The 5,830-nt window shown below is 74.0% G+C and carries 5 protein-coding genes; 2 read left to right on the top strand and 3 right to left on the bottom strand.

Annotated elements, in window-relative coordinates; genetic code table 11:
* On the top strand, positions 1 to 352 hold a 352-nt coding region (locus ACXJKG_RS18840), incomplete at its 5' end, for a CHAD domain-containing protein (protein ID WP_456847267.1).
* Here ACXJKG_RS18840 and ACXJKG_RS18835 read toward each other — a convergent pair.
* Genes ACXJKG_RS18835 through ACXJKG_RS18825 form a run of 3 tightly spaced genes read right to left on the bottom strand, consistent with a single transcriptional unit; the run spans position 349 to position 4,311 of the window.
* Entirely contained in the window at positions 349 to 993 is a 645-nt protein-coding gene (locus ACXJKG_RS18835) for a hypothetical protein (protein ID WP_456847266.1), read from the bottom strand. The two genes, ACXJKG_RS18840 and ACXJKG_RS18835, sit on opposite strands and share 4 nt — an antisense overlap.
* A 16-nt stretch (positions 994 to 1,009) precedes the next feature.
* Positions 1,010 to 3,556, bottom strand: a complete 2,547-nt coding sequence (locus ACXJKG_RS18830; protein WP_456847265.1) for an ABC transporter permease — start codon at positions 3,554 to 3,556, stop codon at positions 1,010 to 1,012.
* Complete coding sequence (locus ACXJKG_RS18825) at positions 3,556 to 4,311, bottom strand: ABC transporter ATP-binding protein (protein ID WP_456847264.1); 756 nt, start codon at positions 4,309 to 4,311, stop codon at positions 3,556 to 3,558. Before ACXJKG_RS18825 ends, ACXJKG_RS18830 begins: the two co-directional genes overlap by 1 nt.
* 211 nt (positions 4,312 to 4,522) lie before the next feature.
* On the opposite strand from ACXJKG_RS18825, the gene ACXJKG_RS18820 reads away from it, so the two are divergent.
* On the top strand, positions 4,523 to 5,830 hold a 1,308-nt coding region (locus tag ACXJKG_RS18820; protein WP_456847263.1), incomplete at its 3' end, for a DEAD/DEAH box helicase.

Below are 5,830 nucleotides of genomic sequence, written 5' to 3'. Positions count from 1 at the left end.
GGCCGCACCGGCCGGCGACGAGCGCGACGACGCCCTGCACGAGGTCCGCAAGGCGGCACGCCGGGCCAGGTACGCCGCCGAGATCGCGCAGGAGTACGTCGGCAAGCCCGCGCGGCGCAGCGCCCGGCGCGCACGCGACCTGCAGGACCGGCTCGGCGCCCAGCACGACGGGGTGGTCCGGCGGGAGACGCTGCGCCGGCTCGCCCTGCAGGCGGAGCTCGACGGCGAGAGCACGTTCACCTACGGCCGGCTGCACGCCCTCGAGCAGGTGGCCACCGACGAGGCAGAGCTGGCGGCCGGGATGTCGGTGGACCGGGCGACCGCGCGCCGGCACCGCCGCTGGATGGACTAGGCCGGTCCGGCGTCGCCCGGGCGGTGGTTGTGGCCCAGGCTCTGCAGGAACTTGGGGCCGGTGCGCGCCAGCTCGGCCTCGTACGCCGCGGACCAGGTGCCGTACGGCGAGCCCGCCAGCGCGTCGTTGGAGAACCGCGGGTCCGACGTCAGCTCGGTGACGCAGAACTCCGGGATGGTCAGGTCGGTCACGGGGCCGCCGCGCTCGACCTCGGCGACCACCAGGGGTGCGTTCGCGCCGGCGAAGGTGTCGACCACCCAGCCGTCGTCGCCCAGCCACGCCGAGTGCCGCGTCTTGGCCACGCGCGAGCCCCCGCGGCGGACCAGCTCGAGGCCCACGGAGACGTCCAGCTCGCGCTCGGCCTCGTAGCGGGTGCCCTCGTTCATCGGCCCCTTGACCGTGATCGCGCAGAACTCCATCTGGTCCGCGTACCGCTCGAGTATCTCGAGCTCGTCCAGCCCCGGCTCGAGCACGAGCCCGGCGACGGTGGCCTGCACCCGCACGCGGATGGCGAAGCCGCCGTCGGCCAGCACGTAGCTCTGCACGATGAGCGCCGGGGAGGCGTCCAGCAGGTCGGCGGGCACGTCCCGCGCCCAGAAGCGACGCTCGAACTCGAAGTCGCCGTACCCCGTGTCGCTCACGCTCCGAGGTTATCGGTCAGTCGGTGGTCACGGCCTCGAGCACGGGCAGACGCGCCGCGCGCACCGCGGGCCACAGGGCGGCCACGACGCCGACGACCACCGCGAGGGCGAGCATGAGCGCCAGGCTCGACCAGGGGATCGCGAGCGTGCGCAGCCCGACGTCGGCGAAGACGGTGGGCAGCGTGGCCGCGAGCGCGACGCCCAGCACCAGCCCGACCGAGGTGCCGAACACCGCGGTCAGCACCGACTCGAGGGTGATCGTCGTGCCCAGCTGGAGCCGACCCAGCCCGACGGCACGCAGCAGCCCGATCTCCCGCGTCCGCTCGATCACCGACAGCGCGAGGGTGTTGATGATGCCGAGCACCGCGATGACGATCGACAGCCCGAGCAGCGCGTAGAGGATGACCAGGACGCGGTCGACCTGCGCGGCGAGGTCCGAGACGAACTCCTCGCTGTCCATGACGGAGACGACGACGTACGGGCGGACGACCTGCGTGAGCTCGCGCCGCAGGGCCGCGACGTCGGCTCCGGCGGCCGCGGTGACGAACACCGTGGTCACGCGCTGCTCGTCGGGCGGCAGCAGCTGGTCGAGCACCGTCTGGGACACGACGAACGGCACGCCGAACGCGGGCGAGTCGATGACCGCGCCGATCGGGAGCGTCTGTGCGCCGGTCGAGCCGACCAGCGTCAGCGTCTGGCCGAGCAMCCAGTCCTCGTCGTCCATCGTGGTCCGCTGCACCGCGAGCTCGCCCTCCGCGAGGGCGTCGGCGAACGATCCCTCGACCACCCGCGTGCGGATGCTGCGGCCGATGGCCGTCGGATCGATGCCGGTGACCACGAACGGGTCGCCGTGCACGAGGACCGACCCGGTGGCGAACGTGTCCGCCGCGCGGACGTCGGGCAGCGCCCGGACGTCCTCGACCGCCTGCGCCGGGACGGTCCCCTGGGCCGCGCCGCGCAGGATGTAGTCGGTGGTGGCCTCGCGCGAGACGATCGCGCTGGTGGACGCCTGCGTCGTGGCGGCGATGACCGCGGCGGCGCCGACCAGCGCCATCCCGATCATCAGCGCCCCCGCCGTGTTGGCGGTCCGGCGCGGGTTGCGAGTGACGTTGCCGCGGGCCAGCGGGCCGACCGGCCGCCACCGGACGACCGGCACCGAGAGCACCCGGAGCATGCCGCGCGCGAGCACCGCGGACGCGGCGAGCACGCCGAGGACCACCCCGGCCGCACCGAGGCCCAGCAGCGCGCCGGCGTGGTCGGCGGTCGGGTCGACCATCGCGACGGCGATGGCGGCGCCGCCCACCAGCACCAGGACGCAGCCGACGACGGCCCGCCGACGCAGCGGTCGCTCCGGCACGGACACCTCGTCGCGCAGGGCCTCGACCGGGGGCACCAGCGCGGCACGACGTGCCGGCAGGGCGGCGGCCAGCACGCTCACCAGCGTGCCGACCAGCACCGACACCACCAGCGTGAACCCGTCCAGCGGCACCCGGCCGGTCAGCTCCATCCCGACGCGGCCGAGGACGGAGCGCAGGAGGACGACCAGCCCGAGGCCACCCGCCACGCCGAGCACGGAGCCGACGACGCCGACGATGGCCGCCTGCAGCACGATCGAGGAGAACACCTGCAGGGGCGACGCACCGACGGCCCGCAGCAGCGCGAGCTCCCGGGTCCGCTGGCGCACCCACATGGAGAACGTGTTGGCGATGATGAAGCCGCCGACGAACAGCGAGATCCCGGCGAACACCAGCAGGAACGTCGTGATGAACCCGAGCACCGTGAGGATGTTCGCGGTGGCCTCCTTGCGCACCTCGTCGCCGGTCACGGCCTCGGCGGGGGTCGACGACGCCGCGGCGACGGGCCGGATCCGGTCGACCAGCTGCTGCTCGGAGAGCCCGTCCTCCGCCTGCACGGAGATGGTGGCGACCGTGCCGTCGGGCGCGTAGGCCGCGACCGCCGTCGCGGGGTCGACGAAGACCACGGTCGCGCCCGCCAGCGCGGCGCCCAGCCCCATCTCGCCGACCACCGTCACGGGCCGGACCTCACCGCCGATCACCACGCTGGTCGCGTCGCCGATCGACAGCCCGGACGCGCGCAGGGTCGCGGACTCGACGGCGATCTCCCCCGGCTCCTGCGGCGCACGCCCCGCGACGACGTGCGCGGCCCGGTCCCGCGGGTCGTAGGCGAACCCGAAGCTGGGCGCCTGGGTGCTCTGCACGGCGGTGCCGTCCGCGCCGACGAGCACGAGCGGGCCCTGCACGTCCGGCAGCGCCGCCGCGACGCCGTCGACCGCCTCGAGCTGGTCGACGAGGGTCAGCGGGACCGGGTTGCGGGTCACGGGGCTGATCCGGTCGGGCCCTCCCGTGCCGCCGGCGGGCTCGGCGCCACGGACGTAGGCGTCGCCCAGCGTCGTCGTCGCGATGATGTCCGTGAACGTGGACCCGAGCATCGTGCGGAGCGCGAAGGTGCCCGCCACGAAGGCGACCCCGAGCGCGACCGCCAGCACCGAGAGGCAGAACCGTACGAGGTGCGCCCGGACCCCGCGCAGGGCGACGCGGACCATCAGGACGAGCGTCTCGAGGTGAGCGCCGTCAGCGCCGCGAGGACCGTCTCGGCCGTCGGGTCCCGCAGCTCGCCCACCAGCCGGCCGTCGGCGAGGAACAGCACCCGGTGCGCGTACCCGGCCGACGTCGCGTCGTGCGTGACCATGACGACGGACTGGCCGAGGTCGTCGACGCTGCGCCGCAGGAACCCGAGCACCTCGGCGGCCGAGGAACTGTCGAGGTTGCCGGTGGGCTCGTCCGCGAACACCACCGCCGGTCGCGCGACGAGGGCCCGGGCGCAGGCCACCCGCTGCTGCTGCCCGCCGGAGAGCTCGCTCGGCTTGTGGTTCAGCCGGTCCGTCAGCCCGAGTGTCTCCACGACCAGGTCGAGGTGCGCCCGGTCGACGCTCCGGCGCGCGATGTCGAGCGGCAGGGTGATGTTCTCCAGCGCGGTCAGCGTCGGCACCAGGTTGTAGGCCTGGAACACGAACCCGACCCGAGTCCGCCGCAGGGCCGTCAGCCGCCGCTCGGACAGGCTGCTGACCGTCACGCCGTCCACCACGACGGTGCCCGACGTCGGCCGGTCCAGGCCCGCGAGGCAGTGCATCAACGTCGACTTGCCCGAGCCCGACGGCCCCATGATCGCCGTGAGCTCGCCGCGGACCAGGTCGACGTCGACCCCGTCGAGGGCCCGCACGGTCGTCGTGCCCGCGCCGTAGACCTTGACCAGGTCGCGGGCGGAGGCGATCGCGCCGACGGTCGCGGGGATGGTCATCGGGGGTGTTCCTCCAGGTAACGGCGTCGGTTGCGTCCGATCGTCCCCTGTGACGCTCACCACCGCGAGCCCTCTCGCGGGGTCCGGTGTGAGAGGGTAGGGACACCAAGGGCTGCGCGAACCTGCGCGCCCCGCGTCGTGGAGGTCCCCCGGAGCACCAGCTCTGGTTGCTCTGGCGGCGGACCCCGACCAAGCCCGAGAGGCTCTATCTGTGACTTCCTTCGCCGACCTTGGCGTGCCCTCTGCCCTGTCCGCCGCACTGACGGCCCAGGGCATCACCTCCCCCTTCCCCATCCAGACCGCGACGCTGCCCGACTCGCTGGCCGGCCGTGACGTGCTCGGCCGTGGCCGCACCGGCTCCGGCAAGACCCTCGCGTTCGCCCTCCCGCTGGTCGTGCGGCTCGCCGCCACGGCGGGCAAGGGCAAGGCCCCCCGTCGGCCCCGCGCCCTCGTGCTGGCCCCGACCCGTGAGCTCGCGTCGCAGATCGACGCCACGATCGCCCCGCTGGCCAAGGTGATGGGCCTGAACACGACCGTCATCTTCGGCGGCGTCTCGCAGGGCAAGCAGGTCTCCGCGCTCAACGGCGGCATCGACATCGTCATCGCCTGCCCGGGCCGCCTCGAGGACCTGCTCAACCAGAAGGCGCTCACGCTCGACGGCGTGGAGATCACCGTGCTGGACGAGGCCGACCACATGGCCGACCTCGGCTTCCTGCCGGGCGTCAAGCGGATCATGGACAAGACCCCGAAGGTCGGCCAGCGTCTGCTCTTCTCGGCCACCCTGGACAACGGCGTCGACCAGCTGGTCAAGCGGTACCTGACCTCGCCCGTCGAGCACTCCGTCGACAGCGCCGAGTCCCCCGTCGCCGCCATGACGCACCACCTGTTCGAGGTGCGCGACGCGGACGCCAAGAAGCTGGTCGTCCACCACCTGGCCTCCGGCACCGGCCGCCGCGTGCTGTTCATGCGCACCAAGCACCAGGCCAAGAAGCTGGCCAAGCAGCTGACCATGGACGGCATCCCCGCCGTGGACCTGCACGGCAACCTCGCCCAGGGCGCCCGCGAGCGCAACCTCGAGGCGTTCTCGTCCGGCGCCGTCCGCGTGCTCGTCGCCACCGACATCGCCGCGCGCGGCATCCACGTCGACGACATCGAGCTCGTCGTGCACGTCGACCCGCCGGCCGAGCACAAGGCGTACCTGCACCGCTCGGGCCGCACCGCACGCGCCGGGTCCGGCGGCGACGTCGTCACGATCGTCCTGCCCGAGCAGCGCGGCGACGTCCGCCAGCTCACGCGTGCGGCCAAGATCACCGCGACGCCGAAGCCCGTCTTCCCCGGTGACGCGACGCTCACGCGCCTCGTCGGCGAGGTCGCCGCACCCGTGAAGTACGTCGCGCCGCCCGTGACCGCCTCCAACGGCGGCGGCAACGGTGGCGGCGGTGGTGGTCGCGGCCGTGGTCGCGGTCGCGGCGCGGCCCCCGCCGCAGCCGGCGCGCCCACGTCGGCCTCCGGCCAGCGT

The sequence above is a fragment of the Cellulomonas sp. P5_C6 genome, assembly GCF_054049635.1.
The sequence above is the reverse complement of the archived record's forward strand: the minus strand, read 5'-3'. Positions and strand labels throughout refer to the sequence as shown.